The sequence below is a fragment of the Nisaea sp. genome (genome assembly GCF_965216895.1).
In the GTDB taxonomy this organism is placed as follows: Bacteria; Pseudomonadota; Alphaproteobacteria; order Thalassobaculales; family Thalassobaculaceae; genus Nisaea.
Genome location: NZ_OZ244205.1, coordinates 3,324,198 through 3,347,090 on the forward strand (window position 1 = coordinate 3,324,198; position 22,893 = coordinate 3,347,090).

Consider the following 22,893-nt stretch of genomic DNA (forward strand, 5'->3'; position numbering starts at 1 on the left):
TCTTTGACGTCAAATCTCAAATTGATGGAATATTTTTCTAGAAGTGTGAGATTTTTTAGCATGTCGATGGACGATATCGATCGCCGCATCCTGGGATTGCTGCAGGAGGACGCCGCGCTCTCTGTGGCGGAGATCGGCAGCCGGGTCGGACTGTCCTCCACACCCTGCTGGCGGCGGATCCAGAATCTCGAGAAGCAGGGCGTGATCCGCAAGCGCGTCGCCTTGCTGGACCGCCGGGCCGTCGATGTGCCGCTCACCGTCTTCGTGATGATCCGCACCAGCCAGCATAGCGAGGGTTGGCTGGAAAAGTTTGCCAAGGGCGTCTCGGACATTCCGGAAGTGCTGGAATTCTACCGTATGAGCGGCACGGTCGATTACCTGCTGCGGGTCGTGGTGCCGAGTGTCGATGCCTATGACGCGGTCTACAAGCGCCTGATCTCCATCGCCGATCTCGCCGAGGTCAGTTCCAGCTTCGCGATGGAGGAAATCAAGTACACGACGGCACTGCCGCTGAACTATGCAGGCTAGGTTCGTCCCGCCCGAAGCGCTTCCGCCAGCCGGGTGACGAGGTCTTCAAGGTCGGTGCCCATGGTGCGGTTCTCGACCACTTCCTTGCCGAGCGGGGTACTCTCGACGAAGCGGTAGATGTCGGCCGCGCCCTCGAAAGTCTTGGAGCCGAGACCGGCATCGCCGTAGGTCTTTGCAATTTCCTCCATCTCGCCGACCCACCGATAGGCCTTCGGCGGCATGCCGGGCAGGCTGTTGGAAAGGCTTCTCAGCAGGTTCGCCTGCACGCTTTCCATCTCGGCGCGAAACTCCGGGCCGACGCCTTCAAGCTCCGCCGTCACAAAGCTCTGGATCGCCAGCGCCTGAACGCCTTTGGTCAACGTTGCGAAGCACATCTTGAGGGCCGAGGCGGCGCCGACCTCGCCCGCGACCACGCGGATATCAAGCACCGGGCGAAGGGCCTCGAAGGCCTCCGCGCGGGGACCGTTTACATAGAGGCGCGGGCTCGGGCGGCCCGGATAGGGTGGGCCTCCGATGATGCCGCCGTCGAGAAAGCGGATGCCGGCCGCCTCGGCCCGGTCGCGCAGGGCGCGGGCGGTCGAGGGTGCGATTGCGTTGAGGTCCACCAGCACGGCCCGCGGCGCCTCGGCAAGGCCGTACGCGGCCTTCGCCATCCGGTCGACGAAGCCGCCCGCCTGGTCCGGCGGCATGATCGAGAAGATGGCGTCGCATGTCTTGAGCAGGCGGGTGTCGGAGCCGAGATCCTCGATTCCGGCCTTCTCCGCCAAGGTGCGGCTGCGGGCCGAGCGGCCCTCGAGGTTGGTGACGACCCGGATCCCGTTCTCGGCGAGTCGACGGCCAATTGCGTGACCCATGTCCCCCGGTGTCATGATCGCGATGCAGTCGAGTGCCATGGAGCGGTCCCGTCGTCCCAGTTGCGATGGCTGCGGGCATTGTTGCAAGAACCCTTGCCCACCGCTAGGTTGCGCTCTTTCGGACAGCGAAAAGAGACGGCGGACGTGCGCTATATCAGTACCCGGGGCAAGGCCCCCGAACTCGGCTTCGAAGACGTGCTCCTGACGGGCCTCGCCCGCGACGGCGGACTCTATGTCCCGAAGACCTGGCCGCAGCTCTCGGCCGCGGACCTGAAGCGGCTCTCCGGCCTCAGCTACGCCGAGACCGCGTTCGAGATCTGCCGCCTTTTTACGGGCGATGCGTTCGACGACGCGACGCTGAAGCAAATCATGGACGAGGTCTATGGCTCCTTCGGCCACAGTGCCGTGGCGCCGCTGAAGCAGCTCGACGCCAATCTCTGGATGATGGAGCTGTTCCACGGGCCGACGCTGGCCTTCAAGGATTACGCGATGCAGGTGCTTGGGCGCATGTTTGACCATGTGCTGGCAAAGCGCGGCGAGAGGGTGACCATCGTCGGCGCGACCTCGGGCGATACCGGCTCCGCAGCGATCGAGGCCTGCCGCGACCGCGAAAACATCGAGATTTTCATCTTCTTCCCGGAGGGTCGGGTCTCGCCGGTGCAGCAGCACCAGATGACCACGGTGCAGGCACCGAATGTCCACGCCATTGCTCTGGAAGGCACCTTCGACGATTGCCAGGATCTGGTGAAGGCGCTGTTCAACGATGCGGATTTCCGCGACAGGCACAACCTTTCCGCGGTGAACTCGATCAACTGGGCGCGAATCCTGCCGCAGGTGGTCTATTACGTGACCTCCGCGCTCTCGGTCGGCGCCACCGCCGATCGCCCGGCCTCCTTCGTCGTGCCGACGGGCAATTTCGGCAACATCTTCGCCGCATATGCAGCCAGGCAGATGGGCCTGCCGATCGACCGGCTCGTGGTGGCGACGAACCAGAACGACATCCTCTCCCGCTTCCTCCAGTCGGGCGAGATGAAGCTCGAAGGCGTGAAGCCCTCGATCAGCCCGAGCATGGATATCCAGGTCTCGAGCAATTTCGAGCGCTTCCTCTTTGATCTCTACGATCGCGACGGCGCCGCCGTGACCGAGGTGCTGACCGGCTTCCGCGAGAACGGCAGCTTCTCAATCTCCCAGGGCATGCTGGAGAAGGCGCGCTCCGTGTTCGACGGCTACCGCACCGATGAGTCGGAGACCAAGGCGACGATCAGGGCGGTCTACGAGGAAACCGGCGAGATCGCCGATCCGCATTCCGCCGTCTCCCTCGGCGCCGCCCGGCAGGCCCGCGCCTCGGGCGATATCGGCACGGAAGCGCCGTTGATCTCGCTTGCCTGTGCCCACGCGGCGAAATTCCCGGACGCGGTCGAAGCCGCCATCGGCGTGCGCCCGGCGCTGCCGGCGCGGCTCGGGGATCTGCTGGAGCGCGAGGAACGGATGACGGTTCTGCCCAACGACTTCCGTACCGTCAGTACCCATATCGCCGGCATCGTTGCCGGCAAGGAGAATGCTGCATGAGTAACGCCGCGAACGGCGTCCGCATCACCGAGCTCTCGAACGGAATCCGGGTCGTCACAGACCGGATGGCCAGTGTCGAGAGCGTGTCCCTCGGGGCCTGGCTGAATGTCGGGACCCGGCATGAGGTGGCGTCCGAGAACGGGGTCGCGCATCTGCTGGAGCACATGGTGTTCAAGGGCACAAAACGCCGCACGGCGCCTCAGATCGCCGAGGAGATCGAGGCTGTGGGCGGGCATATGAACGCCTATACGGCACGCGAGCAGACGGCGTACTACGTAAAGGTGCTGAAGGACGATGTCGCACTCGGCGTCGATCTGCTGTCCGACATCCTCACGGAGTCGACCTTCGACGAGACCGAGCTCAGCCGTGAGCGGCACGTGATCCTGCAGGAGATCGGCCAGGCGGCGGATACGCCCGACGACATCGTTTTTGACTATTTCCAGGAGGTTGCCTACCCGGACCAGGCCATGGGCCGGCCGGTATTGGGGCGCTCCGAGATTGTCCGCGACATGAGCCGCGACGGCGTGATGTCCTTCATCGACGGCAATTATGCGGGAGACATCCTCGTCTTCTCCGCTGCCGGCAATGTCGAGCATGACAAGGTGGTCGAGGAGGTCGAGCGCGGTTTCGGATCTCTTGCGGCGCAGTCCGGCGCGACGACGGAGGCGGCGGCCTACAGGGGCGGCGAAATCCGGGTCGAGAAGGATCTGGAACAGCTACACCTGCTGCTCGGCTTCGAGGGCATGGGGTTCCACGACGGGGATTTCTATGCCCAGCAGGTGCTATCCATGCTGTTCGGCGGCGGCATGTCCTCGCGCCTGTTCCAGGAGATCCGGGAAAAGCGCGGCCTGGTCTATTCGATCTATTCCTTCAGCGCCGCCTATAATGACGGCGGCATGTTCTCGATCTATGCCGGGACCGGCGAGGCGGACGTGGCGGAACTCGTTCCCGTGGTCTGCGACGAACTGAAGGACGTGGCCGAGAATGTCAGCGAGCAGGAAGTCGAGCGCGCCCGCACCCAGCTTCGTTCCGGCCTGCTGATGAGCCGGGAGAGCACCTCGAACCGCTGCGAGCAGCTGGCCCAGCACATGCTCGTCTATGGCCGCCCCGTGCCGGTGGAGGAACTGGTGGCGAAGGTCGACGCAGTGGATACGGCGGCGATCCGGCGGACGGCGAAACGCCTGCTGGCCTCGACCCCTACCCTGGCGGCGCTTGGTCCGACCGCGCATCTGGATTCCTACGACAGCATCCGGGCGCGGCTGAGCTGACCGAGCGGCAGGCGGTTCCGCTTGCCTTCCGCACGGTTAACAGGAAAAATGACCGTCGGCATAGGACTCCAAGGGGGATCGCCGATTGGTCCTGACGTTTTTCCCGCCGTCGAAGATTGAGCCGCGCGTCACTCTGCCGCGTCTCTATCTGAGGCAACCGAACAAGAATGACTGGGGGGAGTGGGCGGAACTGCGCGCGCTCAGCCGGGATTTTCTTGTCGAGTGGGAACCGCGCTGGCCGGACGATGCCCTGACCCGGGCCGCCTTCCGCCGCCGCCTCTCGCGCTACGCGGAGGACTGGGCCCGCGACCAGGGCTATTCCTTTTTCATCTACCGGCGTAGCGACGATGCGCTGGTCGGCGGGATCACCATCGCCAACGTGCGGCGGGGCGTCGCCCAGTCCTGCACCATCGGCTACTGGATCGGCCGCCCTTTCGCCCGCCGCGGCTACATGAGCGAGGCGGTGCACGGCGTCTGTTCCTTCGGCTTCGACCAGCTGGCCCTGCACCGGATCGAGGCGGCCTGCCTGCCGCGCAACTATCCGAGCCAGGGCGTGCTCCGGAAGGCCGGCTTCACCGAGGAAGGGCTGGCGCGCAAATACCTGAAGATCGACGGGCGCTGGCAGGACCACATTCTCTTCGCCCTGCTGCGCGAGGAGTTCTATCCGAACTTCGCCGACGAGCTGAAGAAGGTCTAGTCCTTACCCGGCAATAGACAGATAGAGCGAGATCGAGGCGACCGAGAGCACGGTCGTCATCAGCACCACGCGGCTCGTGACCAAAGCCTCGCGCTGGTAGAACTCGGCCAGCATGAAGGGCCCGGTGCCGGTCGGCAGCGCCGCGAGCAGCACCGCGAGATAGGCCACGCCAGAGGGCAGCGCAAGGATCGGAACGGCGATCACCCAGGTGACTGCGGGCTGCACCACCAGCTTCAATGCGACCAGCGCGGCCTGCACGCGGCTGTTCGATGTCGGGGTTTTGGTCCGCGCGGCATTGTCCGCGAGGAACAGGCCGAGGGCGACGAGTGCACAGGGCGAGGCCGCCCCGCCCAGCAGCGCCAGATAGCTGTCCAGAGTCTCTGGGAGCGAGAGACCGGACGCCATCATTGCGGCGCCGAGGGCGGGGGCGACGAGAAGCGGGTTCTTGACCAGGGCAAGCGCGGTCTTGGCGAGGATGTCGCGGCGCCGTGCTCCGCTCTGAAGCGCGCATTCGATCAGCACGATGGCGACGGCGAAGAGCACGCAGGCGGTCAGGATGGTGGCGATCATCGTGGCCCCCATGGCCGAGGCGCCGATCACGGCGAGCACCAGCGGGAAACCCATGAAGCCGGTATTCGGATAGCTCGCATTGAGCCCGTCGATCGCGGCGTCCGCGAGATGACAACCCTGCCGCATGCGGACCCAGAGTGTCGCGCCGAAGACCAGGGCGCAGCCGGCCGTGAAGGCGATCATGAAGTCCGGTTGCCAGATTTCCGCCGGATCGGCCTTGGCCATGATGCCGAACAGAAGGGCGGGCAGGGCGAGATAGACGACGAAGCGGTTGACCTCGCGGGTCGCGGTCGGGCCGAGCGCGCCCGAACGGCGGGCGACGAATCCGGTCAGAATCAGGGCGAAGATCGGCAGGACGACGAGGAGACTGGAGAACATTGCCGGATGGTTTCGTTGCGGAGCGGCTTTTCTCTACGCCCGCAGCCCGATACAATCCAATCCAGAAAGAGGTCTAGATTGAGTTAAAAAAGGTATTAATGGATACGCGGCAGATGCGCTATTTCGTCGCCTTGGCCGAGACCCTGCATTTCGGCCGGGCGGCGGCGCGCATGAACATGACCCAGCCGCCCTTCAGCCGGCAGATCGCCAATCTTGAGCGCGATCTCGGGGTCCGCCTGGTGGACCGGACATCGCGCCAGGTCTCGCTGACTCCGGCCGGGCAGCGTTTCCTCGAGGATTCCCGCGCGGTGCTGACGCAGTTCGAGGCCGCCTGCCGCGATGCGCGTCTTGTCGCAGACGGGCAGAAGGGTGAGCTGCGGCTCGGCTTCATGATGCATGCGGCGCATCGCGTCGTGCCGCGCCTTGTAAGCGCCTATACGGCGCTCAGGCCGGATGTCCGCGTCTCGCTCTCGGAAACCACGCCGGCGGAGATCGAGACCAGGTTGCTGAACCGGGAGCTCGATGCCGGGATCACATTTTCCGGCCGGGCCATGCCGCAGCTCGAAACACACCCTCTCTTCACAGACCGGCTCTGCCTCGTCGTGCCCGTCGCGCATCCGTTGGCGGGAATGGAGAAGGTCGGGCCGCGGGATCTCCGGGAAGCGGACCTGATCGCGACTCCGGCCGGCATCGCCGAGACCCTGCGCCGGGCGATTGCGGACTATTTCGCGGCGGACGGTATCGTGCCCCGCTTCCGTTTCGAGCCGCAGCTGCAGAACACCATTCTCCGACTGGTTGCGGCTAGTCTCGGGGTGGCACTGGTGCCGGAATCGATATGCGACGGGCAGCTCCCGGATATCGTCGTCCGGCCGCTCGTCGATGCGCCGGAGCTGGAGGTGGTGCTGAAGGTGCGGCGGGAAGCAGACAATCCCGCCATTGCCCCGTTGCTGGACCTGATGCGCATGCAGGTTTTCTCCGAGCCGCCCGAATGACGGTTTGAAACCGGCGCGACGAAGGCGCATCCTTTCGTTTTCCGTCTGCCGGCCCCGCCGGCCCCGCCGACATCTTGCGGATTTGCCATGACACAGACGCCCGTCTTTTCCTCCCGCCACCACAATCGCATCTCGGCCCTGCATGACGAGGTCGCCGAATGGCGCCGCGACCTGCATGCCCATCCCGAGACCGGTTTCGAGGAGGTGCGGACCGCCGCGATCGTGGCGGAAAAGCTGCAGGCCTTTGGGGTCGACGAGGTGCTGACCGGGATCGCGAAGACAGGCGTGATCGGCATCGTGCGTGGCAGGACGGAGGGGCCCACCATCGGGCTGCGCGCCGACATGGACGCGCTCCCGATGCAGGAGACCGGCGACATTCCCTACAGGTCGACGGTGCCGGGAAAGATGCATGCCTGCGGCCATGACGGGCATACCGCGATGCTGCTCGGCGCCGCCAAGCTTCTGGCCGAGAGCCGGGATTTCGCCGGCTCCGTCGCGCTGATCTTCCAGCCGGCGGAGGAAGGCGGCGGCGGCGGCCGGGTGATGATCGAGGAGGGACTGTTCGAGAAGGCGGATTGCGGGAGTGTCTGGGGACTGCACAACTGGCCGGACCTGCCGCTCGGGACCTTCTGCCCGGTGCCGGGACCGGTCATGGCGGGGATCGATTATTTCGACATCGCCGTGCGCGGCCAGGGCACCCACGCGGGCATGCCGCATGACGGCGTCGACACGGTGCTGGCGGCGGCTCATCTCGTCACCGCGATCCAGAGCGTGCCGGGGCGCAACGTCTCGCCGCACGAGACCGCGACCATCGGTATTTCCATGTTCAAGGGCTCGGACGCCTATGTCGTGATGCCGGACGAGGCGGTGATCGGCGGCTCCGTGCGCTATTTCAACCCCGCCGTCCGCGACCTCGCCGAAGCGCGCATCCGCGGGCTGGCGGAGGGCATCGCCAGGGGCTTCGGCTGCGAGGCGGCGATCGATTACCGCAAGAACTATCCGCCCGCGATCAACCCGCCGGCCGAGGCGGAGGTCGCCGCCGGGATCGCCGAGAATGTGGTCGGCGCGGCGAACGTGATCCGCGAGCACGATCCCTGCATGGCGGGCGAGGATTTCTCCTTCATGCTGAACGAGCGGCCAGGGAACTATATCTGGATGGGGACGGCGGCGCCGGACCACAGGTCGGGCAAGCTGCATTACCCGGACTACAACTTCAACGACGCCTCGATCCCGCTCGGCATCGGCTACTGGATGGCGCTGGTGGACGAGTTGCTGCCGGCGGCGTGACCCGCTGGCGTATCGTTCCGGTCAGGCGTGGATCGATAATCGGATATCCGTTCCGGTTGCGCGCGCGATGCGGCGGATCGTTTCGAGGGAGGAGAGCGTCTTTCTTCCCTCAAGGCGCGCGATGGTGCTGCGGGAGGTGTTCATCTTCTCCGCCAGTGCTCGCTGGGTGAAACCGGCTTTCGTGCGGGCGGCGATGATCTTGCGCGCAACTTCGAACTCCAGCTCAAGCGCCTCGTACTCGGATCGGGTTTCCGGATTCTGAAGCAGTTCCTCGCGCAGCTCTGCAAATGCGATTTTCCTAGCCATGGTCAAACATCCGTTTCGGGGCCTTCGCGAGTTCCCGACGGGGCGCTTACTTGGTTTTCTTGACGAAGGCCCGGAGGATGACGATGCGGCAATCGCGCCTTGGCTCGATAATGTGCCGCTCAGGCGTGTTTCTTGAGGCAGTGGTGAATATCTAGGCCCGTCCCGCTTCCGTCGAGAGCAGGGCGGAATCGACGCCGAGCTTTTTCAGCGCGCGGTCCCACTTGCTGTCGAGATCGGTGTCGAAGACCAGCGCGTTGTCCGCATCGACATTGAGCCAGGCGTTTTCCTGGATCTCGCCGTCGAGCTGACCCGGCCCCCAGCCGGCATAGCCGAGGGCGAGCAGGTGGTTCTTCGGGCCGGACCCGGAGGCGATGGTGCGGACAATGTCGACGGTGGCGGTCAGGCCGACCTCGCGGTCGATATCCAGCGTCTCCTCGCTCTGGTAGTCGGCGCTGTGCAGCACGAAGCCGCGCTCGGTATCGACGGGGCCGCCGAAATGCACCGGCGGGTTGGCGACGATGTCCGTCTCCATGAGGTTCATGTCGAGCTGCTCGATCAGATCGGTGAACTCGATCGAGCCGACGAGACGGTTCAGCACCAGGCCGATCGCGCCCTCGGCATTGTGGACGCAGACATAGATCACGGTCCGGGCAAACCGCGGATCGCGCATTGCCGGCATCGCCACCAGCAACTGGCCGGTGAGATAGCCTTCCTCGGTTTCGTCGGCGACCGTGGTCGTCATGCTTGCGGTTCCGTTCGTTTTCAGCGCATCGATCCTGCGGGGGCGCAGGGTTCCTGAAAATGTGACCGACGTCGGCTCCAAGGTCCACTATATATCCCTGACGGGGCGGTCAAAGGCCTCGAAGAACAGAGTCGGACAGGTCGCTTATGAATTGGGTTTTGCGCCCCCTCTTTCCAACCCTGCTCGTGTTTCTGGGCATGATTGCGGCACTCGCCGCTCCGGTTTCGAATGCGCGCGCAGCGGCGGGGGCATCGGACTGGGTCAGCACGGATTTCGCGGATGTTCGCCTGGTCTCCGCCGTTTCCGGCACGGAGGGGCGCGACAGCGTGCCGCTCGGCCTGCAGTTCCGTCTCGCCGAGGGCTGGAAGGTCTACTGGCGGGCACCGGGCGATGCGGGCTTCCCGCCGGAAGTCGCCTGGGAGGGGTCGGAGAACTTCGGGGCGGCTCTGTGGCAATGGCCGGTGCCGGAACGGTTCAGCCTCTTCGGACTCGAGACCTACGGCTATCACGACGAGGTGGTGATCCCGATCCGCGCCGCCCTGGCGGAACCGGGGGCGCCGCTCGCGCTCCGGGCCGACATGAACGCGCTCGCCTGCAGCGATATCTGCGTGCCGCTGAACGCCAATCTCGCGCTTGATATCGATGCCGGACCGGCGGAGCCGACAGCTTTCGCCCAGCTCATCGACCGCTTCCGGGCACGGGTGCCGCAGGATCTGAGCGGGCTCGGCCTCGACATCTCATCGGTCTCCGCGGTCGGATCGCCCGCCCCGCATTCTCTCGCCGTCGAGATCAACTCCTCGGTTCCGCTCGTCGAGCCGGACGTTTTCCCGGAAGCACGCGCCGGTTTCGCGTTCGGCAAGCCCGAGGTGGACTTCGCACCGGACCGGCTTTCGGCGGTCCTGACCGTCCCGGCCTCGGTGCCGGAGGGTGGCCGGCTGGCGGAGGAGAAGATCACACTGACCCTGGTTGACGGCGACCGCTTTCTCGAACGCAGTATGGTTGTGAGCGCGGCGGGGGATGGCGCGGAGAGGGGACGCTGGGCCGCGCTGGCGGCGATTCTCGGCATTGCCTTCCTTGGCGGCCTGATCCTGAACCTGATGCCCTGTGTGCTGCCCGTGCTGTCGCTGAAACTGGTCGGCGCGGTGAAATATGGCGGCGCCGACAAGGTTGCGATCCGCACCGGCTTTCTCGCCTCGGCGGCGGGCATCCTCGCCTCCTTCCTGCTGCTTGCGGCGGGGGCGATCGCGCTGAAGCAGGCCGGGCTCGCGGTAGGCTGGGGAATCCAGTTCCAGCAGCCGCTCTTTCTTGCCCTGATGGTCACGGTGCTCGTGCTTTTCGCCGGAAACCTCGCGGGTCTGTTCGAAATCAATCTGCCGCAGCGCCTGGCTGCCCTCGGGCTTGCCGGGGGCGAGGCCGGGCAGGGGCGGCTGACCGGCCACTTCCTGACCGGTGCCTTCGCGACCCTGCTGGCGACGCCGTGTTCCGCGCCGTTTCTGGGTACCGCCGTCGGCTTCGCACTCTCGCGCGGTGCGGCGGAGATTCTGACCGTCTTCGCATTCATGGGGCTCGGGCTTGCGGCCCCCTATCTGCTTGTCGCCGCGCTTCCCGGCGTGGCCCGCGCGCTGCCGAGGCCCGGGCCCTGGATGATCTGGTTCCGCCGCGTGCTGGCATCGGCATTGCTGGCGACCGCGCTCTGGCTGCTCGCCGTCTTCATCGCAAGCAGTTCGGCCTTCGATGCCGCGCTGCTCGCGGGGCTGGCGCTGTTGCTGACGGGCGCGCTTGCGTGGCGGGCGCGTCATGAAGGAGCGGGCCGGCGCATTGCCGGTCTCGCCGCGATACTGGCGCTGGCGGCGGTGATCGGCGTCGGTATGCAGGCGACGGCGCGAGACGGCGACGCGACCGCGGCGACTGCCGGGAACGCGGTGGACTGGCGCCCGTTCGACCGGCGCGAGATCGCCCGCCTCGTTTCGGCCGAGAAGACCGTGCTGGTCGATATCACTGCAGACTGGTGCCTCACCTGCAAGGTCAACAAGTCGCTGGTCCTGGAGAACGGCGCCGTCGCGGAGCGGATCGCCTCCGGCGACATCCTCGCGATGCGGGCGGACTGGACCACTCCGGATCCTGAAATCGCGGAATACCTCGCTTCCTTCGGCCGCTATGGTATTCCGTTCAACGCAGTCTACGGCCCGGCGGCACCGGCGGGCCTGGCACTGCCGGAACTTCTGAGCCTGGAGGCGGTGGAAACCGCGATCCGGGAGGCACGCGGATAAGGTTGCTGGCATTCCCGCCGGCGGACCCTATCTGTAGCATCGTGAATCTCGCGGCCGGCCTGGCCGCAGGAACGTCATAGGGGGAGACCAGGCATGACGATCAAAGTTGGGGACAAGATCCCGACGCTGACGCTGAAAACCAATACCGCGGACGGGATCGACGATCTCGATACGGGGGCATTCTTCAAGGGCCGCAAGGTCGTGCTGTTCGCCGTTCCGGGCGCCTTCACGCCGACCTGCTCCGTGAAGCACCTACCGGGTTTCGTCGAGAAGGCGGGCGATCTCAAGGCGCGCGGTGTCGACGCCATCGCCTGCACGTCGGTGAATGACGCCTTCGTCATGGGCGCCTGGGCCAAGGACCAGAATGCCGGCAACGCGGTCACCATGATCGCGGACGGCAATGCCGAACTGGCCAAGGCGCTCGGCCTCGAGATGGATGTGTCCGTCGCCGGCATGGGCACCCGCTCGCAGCGCTATGCGATGGTGGTCGAGGACGGCACCGTCACGAAGCTCTTCGTCGAAGAGCCGCGGGCCTTCGAAGTCTCCAGCGCCGAGCACGTGCTGGCCAATCTCTGATCCGATGGATCCGGGAACCGGGCGGCCATGTGCCGCCCGGTCCTGTCTGCGTTCGGCTAGCGCAGGAACGCGCCGAGATGGGCTGACACCTGCGGCCGCACCGCACTGTCGAAATCGTCCAGCAGTTGTTCCGTCAACCGATACGAATGCATTTCCCTGTCCGCGAGCGAGGCGTCCTCGGGGATCGTGACGCTGCGCGTGGCGAAGGCCTCGGCCACGGCGCGGCGCCTGTTCTCGGCGGTGCGCACCTCAAGCCGTACCGCGATGCGCGCCTCATAGCGTTCGCTCTGCTCGTTGACGAAGGCGCCTTCGAGCCCTTTCTTTCGCTTCAGCGGCGTCTCGATGACGGAGGCGTCGGTGATCACCATGACCAGCTTGTCGGTGCCGTCGCCGGCGGCCTGCAGCACGTCCCGGCCCCAGCGTTCCGCCGCCGGGCCCGGCGCCACCGGCATCTTGTGCTCGACATTGGGCGCGGCGAACGGCATGCGGAACTCGTTGATGATTTCGATCGAACCGACCGCGAGCCGGATCGGCTGCTTGTGGTGGAACGTGAGTTCAGGGAAGGTCGCCGATGGCGGCGTCTCGCAGGCGGACAGCAGCGGCACCATCAGGACGAAAAGAAACAGCGCTAGACGTTTCCGCATTTGAACCCCCTCGGAAAACCGGTCGATGCTCCATAATAACGAGAGATATGGGGCGGCAATGTGATCAATTCCCGGAAGAATGTGTCCGGAGCTTCTCAAGCGCGTGTTCGTCGTATTCCCAATGCGACTTGCAGAATTCGCAGGTGACGGAGACCAGGCCGTCGACCGTCATGTCCTGCACTTCCTCGGGGCTGAGGGAAACCAGCACGGTCTCCACGCGCTCCCGCGAGCAGCGGCATTTCTCGGCGACGGGCTGGGCCGGGTAGGCGACGATCCCGGATTCGTGGAACAGGCGGTAGAGCAGACGATCCGGGGCGATCCGGGTGCCGGCGAGTTCGTCCGCCGTGGCGCTGCTCAGCATCACCACGGCAGTGCGCCAGGCATCCTCGTGCGCCTCCAGATCGTGCACCGCGCGGGCCTTGCCCGGTGCCGGGGCGTCTCCGCCGTCGAGCGGCATGCGCTGCAGCATCAGGGCGCCGGCGCGCCAGATCCCGAACTCGTCCTTGCGCACGGCGACATTGAGGCCGGTCTCGAGCTGTTCCGACTGGCGGAAATAGGCGTGGGTGCATTCCACCAGGCTCTGCCCCGAGAGCGGGACGATGCCCTGATAGCGTTCCGTGTCGGCGCCCTGGTCGACCGTGAAGGCGATGTAGCCGCCGCCGATCAGACGCGGCACCGTCGGGTCGCCATCGGCCGCGGCGGCCTCGACCGCATCCCGGTCGAACGCCGCATAGCCACGCAGATGCCCCTCGCTGGTGATATCCGCAACCATGCTGCGGACCGGGCCGTCGCCCTTGATCTGCAGGGAGAACACGCCCTCGTACTTGAGGGCGCCGGCAAGGCAGACGGCAATCGTCATGACCTCGCCCAGCAGGAGCGAGACCGGCTCCGGATAGTCGTGCCGGGAGAGAATCGTGTTGGCGGCCGAGTTCAGGCGCACCAGCCGGCCGCGCAGGCCGAACGGGTTGACCTGGAACGGCAGCAGCAAATCATCGTGGCCCGACTCGGCGAATATGTCGGCGATGCTCATTTTGCGTCCTCAGCAGTCAGATTGTCTCTCAGGAGAGGCACCAGTGCAGGATGGCCTTCTGAGAATGCAGGCGGTTCTCGGCCTCGTCAAAGACGATGGATTGCGGGCCGTCGATCACCGCGGAGGCGACTTCCTCCTCGCGATGGGCCGGCAGGCAGTGCATGAAGACCGCGTTCGGCTTCGCCTTGGCCATCAGCTGTTCCGTCACCTTGAAGGGGGCGAGCTGGTTGTGCGCGTTGGTCGTGTCGTCGCCCATGGAGACCCAGGTATCTGTCACGACGCAGTCGGCCCCGGCGACCGCGGCTTGCGGATCGTGCGACAGCGTGACCTTGCCCCCGTTCTTTTCGGCCCAGGCGAGCAGGGCCGGGTCCGGGCTGCGCTCGGCCGGGCAGGCGATGCGAAGCTCGAAACCGAACCTGGCGGCGGCATGAATCCAGGAGGAGGCCATGTTGTTGCCGTCGCCGCTCCAGGCGACGACCTTGCCGCGGATCGGGCCCCGATGCTCCTCGAAGGCCATCACGTCGGCCATCAGCTGGCAGGGATGGGAGGCGTCGGTCAGGCCGTTGATCACCGGAACCGACGCATGTTCCGCCATCTCCCGGATGTTCTCGGCGCTGAAGGTCCGCATCATGATGCAGTCCACGTAGCGCGAGAGCACGCGGGCGGTATCTGCGACAGTCTCGCCGCGGCCGAGCTGCAGGTCGGAGGCGTTCAGCACCACGACGTCGCCGCCGAGCTGCTTCATGCCGACCTCGAAGGAGACGCGGGTTCGGGTCGAGGGTTTCTCGAAGATCATCGCCAGCGTCTTGCCGGCGAGCGGTTTCTCGCCGCCCGTATCGCCGCGCTTCATTGCGAGACCTTCGTCCACGATGGCCCGAAGGGTGAGGGAATCGATCTGGTCGAGATCGAGGAAATGGTTGAGATCGCTCATTTTGGGATTCCGTCGTCGGGGGCGGAGGCGGCCGGTTCCCGCGAGGAGAACCGGCCCGGCGCCTAGGAGGCGTCCATGTCCGCGCAGACTTTCTCGATAATGCCGCAGGCTTCCGCGACATGGCTTTCGTCGATGATCAGCGGCGGCAGGATGCGGAGCACGTTGCCCGCCGCGCCGACGGTCAGCAGACCGGCTTCGCGCAGCTTGCCCTGCAGGTCCGCATTCGTGACCTCGCAGGCGAGCCCGATCATCAGGCCCTTGCCGCGGACCGCCGAAATGATTTTCGGGTGGCGTGCCGCGATCTCGCCGAGACGCGTGGCGAAAAGCTCGCCGGTCTCGGTGACGCGGTCGAGGAAGCCCGGCGCCAGAATCACGTCGAGCACCGCGTTGGCCACCGCCATCGCCAGCGGATTACCGCCGAAAGTGGAGCCGTGCGTGCCCGGCGCCATGCCGGAGGCGGCCTTCTCGGAGGCGAGGATGGCACCGACCGGGAAGCCGCCGCCAAGACCCTTGGCGAGGCTCATGATGTCCGGCGCGACGCCGGACCATTCATAGGCCCAGAGCTTGCCGGTACGGCCCATGCCACATTGCACTTCGTCGTAGATCAGGAGCGCGTCGAATTCGTCCGCGGCCTGGCGCACTGCTTTCATGTACTCGACATCGGCGGTGTTGATGCCGCCCTCGCCCTGGATCGGCTCGACCAGGATCGCCGCCGTGTTCGGCCCCATGGCTTCGCGCATCTCGTTCATGTTGCCGAAGGCGACATGGCGGAAGCCTTCCGGACGCGGCCCGAAGCCGGTGCGGTAGGTTTCGTTGTCGCCGGCCGAGAGCGTGGTCAGCGTGCGACCGTGAAAGGCGGAGGTGCAGCAGACGATCTCGTGCCGCTCCTTCTGGCCGCGTTCCCACTGGTACTTGCGGGCAATCTTGAGCGCACCCTCGTTGGCCTCGGCGCCGGAATTGGCGAAGAACACCGTGTCGGCGAAGGAGTTGGCGACCAGCCGGTCGGCGAGCCGCTTCTGTTCCGGCACCTCGTAGAGGTTGGAGACATGCCAGAGCTTTTCCGACTGCTGCTTCAGGGTCTCGACGAGATGGGGATGGGCATGGCCCAGCGAGTTCGTCGCGATCCCCGAGGCGAAATCGAGGAATCGTCGGCCTTCGGTGCTGTACAGATAAGGGCCTTCCCCGCGCTCGAAAGCGATATCTATACGCCCGTAAGTGGGCATCACCGTGGTAACCAACGTTCCTCTCCTGAGAAAAAGAAATGGCGGCACCGATCCCCGGCGCCGCCGGAAAGCGAAAAAAGCACGGAATCCGGGGAACGCCAAGGGGAATATGGCTGTACAGCGCTATTGCGCAGACGAATTCACGGGACGGGCCCCCGGTTTCAATCCCCGATCGCGACAATTCTGTGGGAAAGCCCATAAAATCCAAAACGATCCTTCATGACTCCTTAAGGCCCAGGCTCTATATTGCAGGCGTTGAAAAGCGGAAGTGCCAGAAAGGAGTCCGCCCATGACATCACCAGTGCAATCGACCGTCGCGATCTTCGCGTTCCGGGCCGACAAACAGCAGCAGCTGGTCCAGGCCCAGGTCGTCAGCAGCGCCGTCGAGACGGCAAAGCAGATCGCCCAGTCGAACGGTGCGCAGGCCGCGTCCTCCGGTCGGGTAGACATCACGGTCTGACGCAAAGGGTCCGAAGCATAGGCTTCCGGCCTGTTCAGCTTTCAAACGAGACAGTCAGCGACGCTCAGGGATGCCGAGGCATCTTCAGGCTGCGCTGACTGTTTCTTGCGTTCAGGCCTGCTTGCGCTTCAGATCCTCGATCTCCCGCTCCTCCTTCGACAGCGTCAAGCGGTCGAGTTTGTCAACCTGCATCCCGGACATCAGGGGCTCATTCGTCACAATTTGACATATCATATTTATTATTAATTTCACGGTAAGGGTGTAGCGTTTCGGTTCTCGTTCATCCTTCATGGAGCACGCAGGCGCATGGCGAATGCTAACAAAGAACCGACATCCTCCGGAAGCGACGATCCCCTGTCCGGAGACTATTACGGCATGGTCTGGCTGGGCCTCGCGAACGCCGCCTACACGAGCGACTGGAAGCATGATCTCGGCGAGATGACGGCCGATCTCAAGGTCGCCATCGAGAATCCGAAATACATGCCGCTACTGCCCGAGGAGGGACATGCCGGCCAGACCGGCGCTCCGACGAGACCGGGCTCCTGGTCACTGGACTGGGGGCCGGCAATCTCGCCGGACTGGAGCAATCTCGCCTATGTCGCCTCTTACCGCTCCGGTGAGAATGGTGCGGGGGACCCGCAGTTCTTTGTCGTCAGTATCCGCGGCACCGACACGAGCACCGGGTTCAACGGTCTGATCGATCAGGTCATACAGGATCTCAGGTCTTTCGCTGTAAGGCCTTGGTCGACCTATCTCGATACGGGGGTCGATATTCCGGACGGTCCAAATCGCACGAAGCATATCGGTCCGCCGCCGAGAATCCGGAAAGACGCGCCGAACATCGAGGGCAATGTCGCGATCGGAACGATTGAAGGTTTCAACAAGATCGCTGGACAAGGCGGGGCGCTGCAGCGCGAAACGACACAACACGGGACCGGCGACGTCCTTACTCTCGTGGAGGCGCTGGACAGCTTGCGGAAGTGCGCGAACTTGCCGATCATCGTCACCGGGCATAGTCTCGGCGGCTGCCAGACGCAGGTCATGACGTCCTATCTCGCATGGCAGTTCCCGGAATGCAGCGTGATCGGCCAGCCGTTTGCGCCTTCAACCGCGGGCGACGAGCAATTTGCACAGCAGGCGGCGTTCTCGACCGGATGCTTCTGGTGGTGCACGCTTGACTTCATTCCCTGCGGCTACGGCCCGGTGTCCGACTATGCTCTCGGCGGGGAGTTCTACAAGGACAACCTTGCGATTTCCTGGGCGATCGAAAATCAGTGGACTGAGTCGCGGTGGCCGGGAACGGAGGAGGCGGGGCCTCATCTCCCCGAGAAAGAGCTGCTGGCCGGAGCGCGGGATCTCGGAGGCGGAAAAATAGAAGGTCTCAAGTTTCGTCGCCCGACCCTGGCGGGAATGGCGGACAAGCGGCTGGAAGGCGAGTTGCCGCCTTTCGAAGTGATGCGGGAGTTCCTGATCGCGATAGGCAAGCCGGCGACCGACGAGGATCTTCGAAAGCCGATTAACCAGCTGATTTGGCAACATTTTCCTCCGAACTACAAGCTCATGCTCTGGGAACGGTGCCAGTCTGACTTGGTCCATTTCGACTTCGTGACCTACGATACAAAGCCGCATCATCCTTAGGCGCAGAGCGGAGCGCGGTCCGGTTGAGTCCGGTCTGCGCTCTTGCCGCCGGGCCGCGGTTATGCCCTGAAGTGTTTCCCGAGCTTCAGGCCCTGGCCCTGATAATTCGAGCCGATGCCGCCGGCGCCGTAGATCTTGTCCGGGACCTCGGTCAGCGGCTCGTAGACCAGGCGGCAGACGATCTGCCCGTCGGTGATCACGAAGGGCACGTCGTGGGAGCGGACCTCGAGCACGCCGCGGGTGGCCTCGCCGCCGGCCTCCGGCATGCCGAAGCCGGGGTCGAAAAAGCCGGCATAATGCACGCGGAACTCGCCGACGCGGGTGTCGTAGGCGCGCATCTCCGCGGCGTAGTCGAGCGGCACGGAGACGTACTCTTTCGAAGCGAGGATGTAGAACTCGTCCGGGTCCAGCACCAGTTCCGCCGGGCGGTTCGGCTGGCGGTAGAGCGGCTCCCAGAAATCGGTGACCTCGTAGCCGCCCGGACGGTCGATGTCGATCAGGCCGGTATGCTGCTTCGCCTTGTAGCCGATCAGCCCGGTCCTCGGATCGCCGGTCAGGTCGACGCTGACCGCGACGCCCTCCTTGATGTCGGCGTCCTGGCCGTGCACCAGCTTGACGCTGTCCTGCAGGCGGCGCATCGCCGCGTCGCTCGCCACCGGATTGCCGCGGCGGAAGCGGAGCTGATTCAGGCGCGAGCCGGTGCGGGCCAGCACGCTGAAGGTGCGCGGGCTGATCTCGGCATAGAGCGGGCCCTCGTAGCCTTCGGGCACGCTCTCGAACTCGGTGCCGTAGTCGGTGATCAGCCGGGTGAAGATGTCGAGACGGCCGGTCGAGCTTTTCGGGTTCGCCGTGCCGGAGACCCTGGCCGGCAGGGAGACGCTTTCCTGCAGCGGCACGATATAGACGCAGCCCTTTTCCAGCACCGCGCCCTCGGTCAGGTCGATCTCGTGCATGGAGAGCGCGTCGAGGCGCTGCTTCACGGTGGCGTTGCGGCCCGGCAGGAAGCTGGCGCGGACCCGGTAGGCGATCCTGCCGAGGCGGAGATCGATGCTGGAGGGCTGGATCTGCCCGTCGATCACCGGGGTCTCGGAGGCGATATCGCCCCTGGCGATCATCTCCCGGATTGTCTGGCTCGGCAGAATCCCGGTGCTGCGCTTCTCGCGCGGGGAAGCGGCGCCGCTTTCCGGCGCGGGTGCTGTCGCATCTGCGGGCATGGTCTCATCCGCCAAATCGTCCTGATCGGCGAAAAATAGCAGATTATCCGTCAGGTCAACGATTTTCGTTTGTTCAGCTCTTGATCTTGTAGCCGCGCTTCAGCAGCAGGTAGCAGAGTGCGATCAGGGCCGCGTTCATTCCGGTCAGTACCGCGGCGCCGACCAGCGGGCTCGAATCCGACCAGCCGATCAGGCCGTAGCGCACGCCGTCGATCATGAAGAAGAACGGGTTGAGGTGCGCGAGCTGGTTCCAGATCCCCGGCAGCTGGTCGATCGAGTAGAAGGTGCCGGAGAGGAAGGCGAGCGGCTGGATGACGAAGTTCGTCACCGAGGAGAGATGGTCGAACTTTTCCGACCACATGCCGGCGGCGATGCCGATCAGCGACATGGCGAGCGAGGCGGAGATCGCGAAGAAAATCGCGACCGGCCAGTGCGCGGCATGGAAGCCGACGGCGAAGGACATGGTGACGACGGTGGAAACCCCGACCACGAGGCCGCGGGTGACGCCGCCCGCCGCGAAGGCGGCGAGCAGTTCTCCCGGTCCGAGCGGCGGCATCAGCACGTCGACGATATTGCCCTGCACCTTGGAGATCATGATCGAGGAGGAGGTGTTGGCGAAGGCGTTCTGCATCATCGCCATGACGACGAGGCCGGGTGCCAGGAACTCCGAATAGCTGATGCCGTTTCCGAGATCGATCGAACGCTGCATCGCCAGCGTGAAGATCGCGAGGAACAGGAGCGAGGTGATCACCGGGGCGAACACGGTCTGCGTGATCACCTTGAGAAAGCGCCGGACCTCCTTCTCGTAGAGCGTCCAGACACCGACCCAGTTCACCCGGCCGACATGGCGGACGGTCGGAACGGGAGCGCGATTCTCGTTGTCGTTCGGGACGAACGGTCGGTCTGTCATGAACTGGGCCGTTGGCGAGTGGGTGGTCGGCGCGCACAATAGGCGCCGAGCGGAATGACAGCAACCAGATGGGGCATGCCCGGCGGGAAACAAGCCGCGGGTGCCCGGAAACCGGATGAACGATATTCAGGACGAGGGCGCGAAAGGCAAGCCGCGCCGGGCCAGAAAGCAACCGAAGCGGATCACCGAGAGCTACCTGAAGAATGTCGCGCTCTGGTACCTGGAGCGCTATGCGAGTTCGGCGGCGAACCTGCGCAACGTGCTGATGCGGCGGGTCAGGGTCTCTTCCGCACACCACGGCACGGACCCGGCGGACGGTGCGGCGATGGTGGAGGCGCTGATCCGGCGCTACGACGAGACCGGCATTCTCAATGACCGGCTATTCGCCGAGACGCGGGCGCGTTCGCTCGCCGCGCGCGGGAGCTCCGCGCGGATGATCCAGCGCAAGCTTATGGAGAAGGGGGTCGGGGCTGCCGATATAGACGCGGCGCTTGAGGCGCTGCGGGAGGAGGGTATCGGCGAACTCGACGCCGCGTTCCGCTATGCCCGCCGCCGACGGATCGGCCCCTTTCGCAGCGCGGAAAAGCGGGAAGCGACCCGCGACCGCGACCTTGCGGCGCTGGCCCGGCAGGGTTTCGGGTTCGAAATCGCAGCCAAAGTGGTGGATGCCGAGACTGTCGATGCGCTCGAAGCGGAATTGGATTTCGCAAGATAGCGCCTGAGGTCCGCGTCAACGCAGCGCACAAAAATCGCTTAACCCACTGCTTACGATTGCTATAGTGGCGGCCAATGAATCACGACGGATGCGGTCAGCAATCCGCATCGGAGCAGAGAGGGGGAAACAATGTGGGAAGTCCATGATTTTCCGGTGCCGGCGGAACTCGCCAAGACCGCGCATGTGGACGAGGCCGGCTACGAGAAAATGTATCGGGAGTCGGTCGAGAACCCGGAAGCCTTCTGGGCCGAGCACGGCAAGCGGATCGACTGGATCAAGCCCTATACCAAGGTCAAGGACGTCTCCTACGACGCCTCCGATCTGCACATCAAGTGGTTCCATGACGGCACCCTGAACGCGGCCGCGAACTGCCTCGACCGGCATCTTGCGGAGCGCGGCGACCAGGTGGCGATCATCTGGGAAGGCGACGACCCGAAGGACGACAAGAAGATCACCTATCGCGAGCTGCATCGCGACGTCTGCAAGTTCTCCAACGCGCTGAAGGATCTCGGCGTGAAGAAGGGCGACCGGGTGACGATCTACCTGCCGATGATCCCGGAAGCCGCGGTCGCCATGCTGGCCTGCGCCCGCATCGGCGCGGTCCATTCCATCGTCTTCGGAGGCTTCTCGCCGGACGCGCTGGCGGGCCGCATCCAGGACTGCGAGAGCAACATCGTCATCACCGCCGACGAGGGTCTGCGCGGTGGTCGCACGGTGCCGCTCAAGGTCAATACCGACAAGGCGCTGGAAGACTGCCCGGACTGCAAGACCGTGGTCGTCGTCAAGCGCACCGGCGGCGAGGTGAACTGGGTCGAGGGCCGTGACCACTGGTATCACGATATCTGCGGCGCGGCCTCCGAGGACTGCCCGCCGGCGGAGATGAACGCGGAGGACCCGCTCTTCATCCTCTACACCTCCGGTTCGACCGGCAAGCCGAAGGGCGTGCTGCACACCACCGGCGGCTACATGGTCTTCGCCTCGATGACGCACCAGTACGTCTTCGACTATCGCGACGGCGAGATCTACTGGTGCACGGCCGATGTGGGCTGGGTGACCGGGCACAGCTACATCATCTACGGTCCGCTCGCGAACGGCGCCACGACGCTGATGTTCGAGGGCGTGCCGAACTATCCGGACTTCAGCCGTTTCTGGCAGGTTTGCGACAAGCATGACGTGTCGATCTTCTACACTGCGCCGACCGCGATCCGCGCGCTGATGCGCGAAGGCGACGGGCCGGTGAAATCGACCAGCCGCAAGAGCCTGCGCATCCTTGGCTCGGTGGGTGAGCCGATCAATCCGGAAGCCTGGATGTGGTACCACGAGGTGGTTGGCGAAAAGCGCTGCCCGATCGTCGATACCTGGTGGCAGACCGAGACCGGCGGCATCCTGATCACGCCGCTGCCCGGCGCGACCAATCTGAAGCCGGGTTCGGCGACGCGGCCGTTCTTCGGCGTGAAGCCGGTGATCGTCGACGGCGACAACAAGGTGCTGGAGGGCGCGACAGAGGGCAATCTCTGCATCGCCGACAGCTGGCCGGGACAGATGCGCACGGTCTATGGCGACCATGAGCGCTTCATCCAGACCTATTTCACCACCTTCCCTGGACGCTACTTCTCCGGCGACGGCTGCCGCCGCGACGAGGACGGTTACTACTGGATCACCGGCCGCGTCGACGACGTGATCAACGTCTCCGGCCACCGCATGGGCACCGCCGAGGTCGAGAGCGCGCTGGTCGCCCACGACAAGGTCGCCGAGGCCGCGGTCGTCGGCTATCCGCACGACATTAAGGGCCAGGGCATCTATGCCTATGTCACCCTGAATGCCGGGCTGGAGCCGTCGGAGGAACTGCGCAAGGAACTGGTGACCTGGGTGCGCAAGGAGATCGGGCCGATCGCCTCGCCGGACCTCATCCAGTGGGCGCCGGGTCTGCCGAAGACCCGCTCCGGCAAGATCATGCGCCGCATCCTGCGCAAGATTGCCGCGAACGAGCATGACGCGCTCGGCGACACCTCCACGCTCGCCGAACCGGCGGTCGTGGACGATCTGGTCGAGAACCGGATGAACAAGTAAGTCTGATGCAGGGCCCGCTTC

22 protein-coding genes are annotated in these 22,893 nt (G+C 65.0%); 12 read left to right on the forward strand and 10 right to left on the reverse strand.

Going from position 1 to position 22,893, the window contains the following annotated elements; all coding sequences use genetic code 11:
- Positions 1-60 precede the first annotated feature (60 nt).
- Complete coding sequence (locus ACOOE1_RS15935; protein WP_420403186.1) at positions 61-528, forward strand: Lrp/AsnC family transcriptional regulator; 468 nt, start codon at positions 61-63, stop codon at positions 526-528.
- Here the strand turns inward: ACOOE1_RS15935 and ACOOE1_RS15940 are convergent.
- The gene (locus ACOOE1_RS15940; RefSeq protein WP_420403187.1) at positions 525-1,421 is read right to left on the reverse strand and encodes a DUF1932 domain-containing protein; all 897 of its coding nucleotides are present in this window, start codon (positions 1,419-1,421) and stop codon (positions 525-527) included. The genes ACOOE1_RS15935 and ACOOE1_RS15940 overlap by 4 nt on opposite strands.
- 105 nt (positions 1,422-1,526) lie before the next feature.
- Here ACOOE1_RS15940 and thrC point away from each other — a divergent pair, with 105 nt between their 5' ends.
- The 3 genes from thrC to ACOOE1_RS15955 all read left to right on the forward strand — a co-directional run bounded on the left by thrC (position 1,527) and on the right by ACOOE1_RS15955 (position 4,916).
- The gene (thrC, locus tag ACOOE1_RS15945; protein ID WP_420403188.1) at positions 1,527-2,951 is read left to right on the forward strand and encodes a threonine synthase; all 1,425 of its coding nucleotides are present in this window, start codon (positions 1,527-1,529) and stop codon (positions 2,949-2,951) included.
- A complete protein-coding gene (locus tag ACOOE1_RS15950) occupies positions 2,948-4,219 on the forward strand; it encodes a M16 family metallopeptidase (protein WP_420403189.1) in 1,272 nt (423 codons plus the stop codon). The genes thrC and ACOOE1_RS15950 overlap by 4 nt, the downstream gene beginning before the upstream one ends.
- A gap of 85 nt (positions 4,220-4,304) precedes the next feature.
- Complete coding sequence (locus ACOOE1_RS15955; protein ID WP_420403190.1) at positions 4,305-4,916, forward strand: GNAT family N-acetyltransferase; 612 nt, start codon at positions 4,305-4,307, stop codon at positions 4,914-4,916.
- Positions 4,917-4,919: 3 nt separating this feature from the next.
- Here ACOOE1_RS15955 and ACOOE1_RS15960 read toward each other — a convergent pair whose 3' ends face one another.
- Complete coding sequence (locus ACOOE1_RS15960; protein WP_420403191.1) at positions 4,920-5,864, reverse strand: AEC family transporter; 945 nt, start codon at positions 5,862-5,864, stop codon at positions 4,920-4,922.
- 98 nt (positions 5,865-5,962) lie between these two features.
- Between ACOOE1_RS15960 and ACOOE1_RS15965 the strand changes: the two genes are divergently transcribed.
- Positions 5,963-6,856: a LysR family transcriptional regulator gene (locus tag ACOOE1_RS15965; RefSeq protein WP_420403192.1), complete on the forward strand. Its 894-nt coding sequence runs from the start codon at positions 5,963-5,965 to the stop codon at positions 6,854-6,856.
- A gap of 87 nt (positions 6,857-6,943) precedes the next feature.
- Complete coding sequence (locus ACOOE1_RS15970) at positions 6,944-8,143, forward strand: M20 aminoacylase family protein (RefSeq protein ID WP_420403193.1); 1,200 nt, start codon at positions 6,944-6,946, stop codon at positions 8,141-8,143.
- Between the two features lie 21 nt (positions 8,144-8,164).
- Here the strand turns inward: ACOOE1_RS15970 and ACOOE1_RS15975 are convergent, their stop codons facing one another.
- On the reverse strand, positions 8,165-8,449 hold the full coding sequence (locus tag ACOOE1_RS15975) for a helix-turn-helix transcriptional regulator (protein WP_420403194.1): 285 nt from the start codon (positions 8,447-8,449) through the stop codon (positions 8,165-8,167).
- A gap of 151 nt (positions 8,450-8,600) precedes the next feature.
- Positions 8,601-9,191: a YqgE/AlgH family protein gene (locus tag ACOOE1_RS15980; RefSeq protein WP_420403195.1), complete on the reverse strand. Its 591-nt coding sequence runs from the start codon at positions 9,189-9,191 to the stop codon at positions 8,601-8,603.
- A 146-nt stretch (positions 9,192-9,337) separates the two neighbouring features.
- On the opposite strand from ACOOE1_RS15980, the gene ACOOE1_RS15985 reads away from it, so the two are divergent.
- Together ACOOE1_RS15985 and ACOOE1_RS15990 are read left to right on the forward strand one after the other, a co-directional pair.
- Entirely contained in the window at positions 9,338-11,461 is a 2,124-nt protein-coding gene (locus ACOOE1_RS15985) for a protein-disulfide reductase DsbD family protein (protein WP_420403196.1), read from the forward strand.
- 93 nt (positions 11,462-11,554) lie between these two features.
- Entirely contained in the window at positions 11,555-12,037 is a 483-nt protein-coding gene (locus tag ACOOE1_RS15990; protein WP_420403197.1) for a peroxiredoxin, read from the forward strand.
- A gap of 56 nt (positions 12,038-12,093) precedes the next feature.
- Here the strand turns inward: ACOOE1_RS15990 and ACOOE1_RS15995 are convergent, their stop codons facing one another.
- The 4 genes from ACOOE1_RS15995 to ACOOE1_RS16010 form a co-directional block, all read right to left on the reverse strand.
- Positions 12,094-12,681, reverse strand: coding sequence for a hypothetical protein (locus ACOOE1_RS15995; RefSeq protein WP_420403198.1), 588 nt, complete (start codon positions 12,679-12,681; stop codon positions 12,094-12,096).
- 64 nt (positions 12,682-12,745) lie between these two features.
- Positions 12,746-13,711 (reverse strand): Hsp33 family molecular chaperone HslO, encoded by a 966-nt coding sequence (locus ACOOE1_RS16000; protein ID WP_420403199.1) that lies wholly within the window; start codon positions 13,709-13,711, stop codon positions 12,746-12,748.
- Between the two features lie 28 nt (positions 13,712-13,739).
- A complete protein-coding gene (gene argF, locus ACOOE1_RS16005; RefSeq protein ID WP_420403200.1) occupies positions 13,740-14,642 on the reverse strand; it encodes an ornithine carbamoyltransferase in 903 nt (300 codons plus the stop codon).
- A 62-nt stretch (positions 14,643-14,704) separates the two neighbouring features.
- Positions 14,705-15,880 (reverse strand): aspartate aminotransferase family protein, encoded by a 1,176-nt coding sequence (locus tag ACOOE1_RS16010; RefSeq protein ID WP_420403201.1) that lies wholly within the window; start codon positions 15,878-15,880, stop codon positions 14,705-14,707.
- 274 nt (positions 15,881-16,154) lie between these two features.
- Here ACOOE1_RS16010 and ACOOE1_RS16015 point away from each other — a divergent pair, with 274 nt between their 5' ends.
- Together ACOOE1_RS16015 and ACOOE1_RS16020 are read left to right on the forward strand one after the other, a co-directional pair.
- A complete protein-coding gene (locus ACOOE1_RS16015; protein ID WP_420403202.1) occupies positions 16,155-16,325 on the forward strand; it encodes a hypothetical protein in 171 nt (56 codons plus the stop codon).
- A 306-nt stretch (positions 16,326-16,631) separates the two neighbouring features.
- On the forward strand, positions 16,632-17,963 hold the full coding sequence (locus ACOOE1_RS16020; protein ID WP_420403203.1) for a lipase family protein: 1,332 nt from the start codon (positions 16,632-16,634) through the stop codon (positions 17,961-17,963).
- Between the two features lie 59 nt (positions 17,964-18,022).
- Here ACOOE1_RS16020 and ACOOE1_RS16025 read toward each other — a convergent pair whose 3' ends face one another.
- Both ACOOE1_RS16025 and ACOOE1_RS16030 read right to left on the reverse strand, forming a co-directional pair.
- Complete coding sequence (locus ACOOE1_RS16025; protein ID WP_420403204.1) at positions 18,023-19,177, reverse strand: 2'-deoxycytidine 5'-triphosphate deaminase; 1,155 nt, start codon at positions 19,175-19,177, stop codon at positions 18,023-18,025.
- Between the two features lie 73 nt (positions 19,178-19,250).
- Positions 19,251-20,087 (reverse strand): ABC transporter permease, encoded by an 837-nt coding sequence (locus ACOOE1_RS16030; protein WP_420403205.1) that lies wholly within the window; start codon positions 20,085-20,087, stop codon positions 19,251-19,253.
- Between the two features lie 115 nt (positions 20,088-20,202).
- Between ACOOE1_RS16030 and ACOOE1_RS16035 the strand changes: the two genes are divergently transcribed.
- Both ACOOE1_RS16035 and acs read left to right on the forward strand, forming a co-directional pair.
- Positions 20,203-20,802 carry a regulatory protein RecX gene (locus tag ACOOE1_RS16035; RefSeq protein WP_420403206.1) on the forward strand — a complete coding sequence of 200 codons (600 nt, stop codon included), beginning with the start codon at positions 20,203-20,205 and terminating at the stop codon, positions 20,800-20,802.
- A 129-nt stretch (positions 20,803-20,931) separates the two neighbouring features.
- Complete coding sequence (gene acs / locus ACOOE1_RS16040) at positions 20,932-22,872, forward strand: acetate--CoA ligase (protein WP_420403207.1); 1,941 nt, start codon at positions 20,932-20,934, stop codon at positions 22,870-22,872.
- Positions 22,873-22,893: the final 21 nt, after the last annotated feature.

Excerpts from the sequence above, each read along its gene's own strand:
- ACOOE1_RS15935 (WP_420403186.1), top strand. The coding sequence starts at position 61 with ATGTCGATGGACGATATCGATCGCCGCATCCTGGGATTGCTGCAGGAG.
- ACOOE1_RS15940 (WP_420403187.1), bottom strand. The coding sequence starts at position 1,421 with ATGGCACTCGACTGCATCGCGATCATGACACCGGGGGACATGGGTCAC.
- ACOOE1_RS15950 (WP_420403189.1), top strand. The coding sequence starts at position 2,948 with ATGAGTAACGCCGCGAACGGCGTCCGCATCACCGAGCTCTCGAACGGA.
- ACOOE1_RS15960 (WP_420403191.1), bottom strand. The coding sequence starts at position 5,864 with ATGTTCTCCAGTCTCCTCGTCGTCCTGCCGATCTTCGCCCTGATTCTG.
- ACOOE1_RS15965 (WP_420403192.1), top strand. The coding sequence starts at position 5,963 with ATGGATACGCGGCAGATGCGCTATTTCGTCGCCTTGGCCGAGACCCTG.
- ACOOE1_RS15970 (WP_420403193.1), top strand. The coding sequence starts at position 6,944 with ATGACACAGACGCCCGTCTTTTCCTCCCGCCACCACAATCGCATCTCG.
- ACOOE1_RS15975 (WP_420403194.1), bottom strand. The coding sequence starts at position 8,449 with ATGGCTAGGAAAATCGCATTTGCAGAGCTGCGCGAGGAACTGCTTCAG.
- ACOOE1_RS15980 (WP_420403195.1), bottom strand. The coding sequence starts at position 9,191 with ATGACGACCACGGTCGCCGACGAAACCGAGGAAGGCTATCTCACCGGC.
- ACOOE1_RS15985 (WP_420403196.1), top strand. The coding sequence starts at position 9,338 with ATGAATTGGGTTTTGCGCCCCCTCTTTCCAACCCTGCTCGTGTTTCTG.
- ACOOE1_RS15990 (WP_420403197.1), top strand. The coding sequence starts at position 11,555 with ATGACGATCAAAGTTGGGGACAAGATCCCGACGCTGACGCTGAAAACC.
- ACOOE1_RS15995 (WP_420403198.1), bottom strand. The coding sequence starts at position 12,681 with ATGCGGAAACGTCTAGCGCTGTTTCTTTTCGTCCTGATGGTGCCGCTG.
- ACOOE1_RS16000 (WP_420403199.1), bottom strand. The coding sequence starts at position 13,711 with ATGAGCATCGCCGACATATTCGCCGAGTCGGGCCACGATGATTTGCTG.
- argF (WP_420403200.1), bottom strand. The coding sequence starts at position 14,642 with ATGAGCGATCTCAACCATTTCCTCGATCTCGACCAGATCGATTCCCTC.
- ACOOE1_RS16015 (WP_420403202.1), top strand. The coding sequence starts at position 16,155 with ATGACATCACCAGTGCAATCGACCGTCGCGATCTTCGCGTTCCGGGCC.
- ACOOE1_RS16020 (WP_420403203.1), top strand. The coding sequence starts at position 16,632 with ATGGCGAATGCTAACAAAGAACCGACATCCTCCGGAAGCGACGATCCC.
- ACOOE1_RS16025 (WP_420403204.1), bottom strand. The coding sequence starts at position 19,177 with ATGCCCGCAGATGCGACAGCACCCGCGCCGGAAAGCGGCGCCGCTTCC.
- ACOOE1_RS16030 (WP_420403205.1), bottom strand. The coding sequence starts at position 20,087 with ATGACAGACCGACCGTTCGTCCCGAACGACAACGAGAATCGCGCTCCC.
- ACOOE1_RS16035 (WP_420403206.1), top strand. The coding sequence starts at position 20,203 with ATGAACGATATTCAGGACGAGGGCGCGAAAGGCAAGCCGCGCCGGGCC.
- acs (WP_420403207.1), top strand. The coding sequence starts at position 20,932 with ATGTGGGAAGTCCATGATTTTCCGGTGCCGGCGGAACTCGCCAAGACC.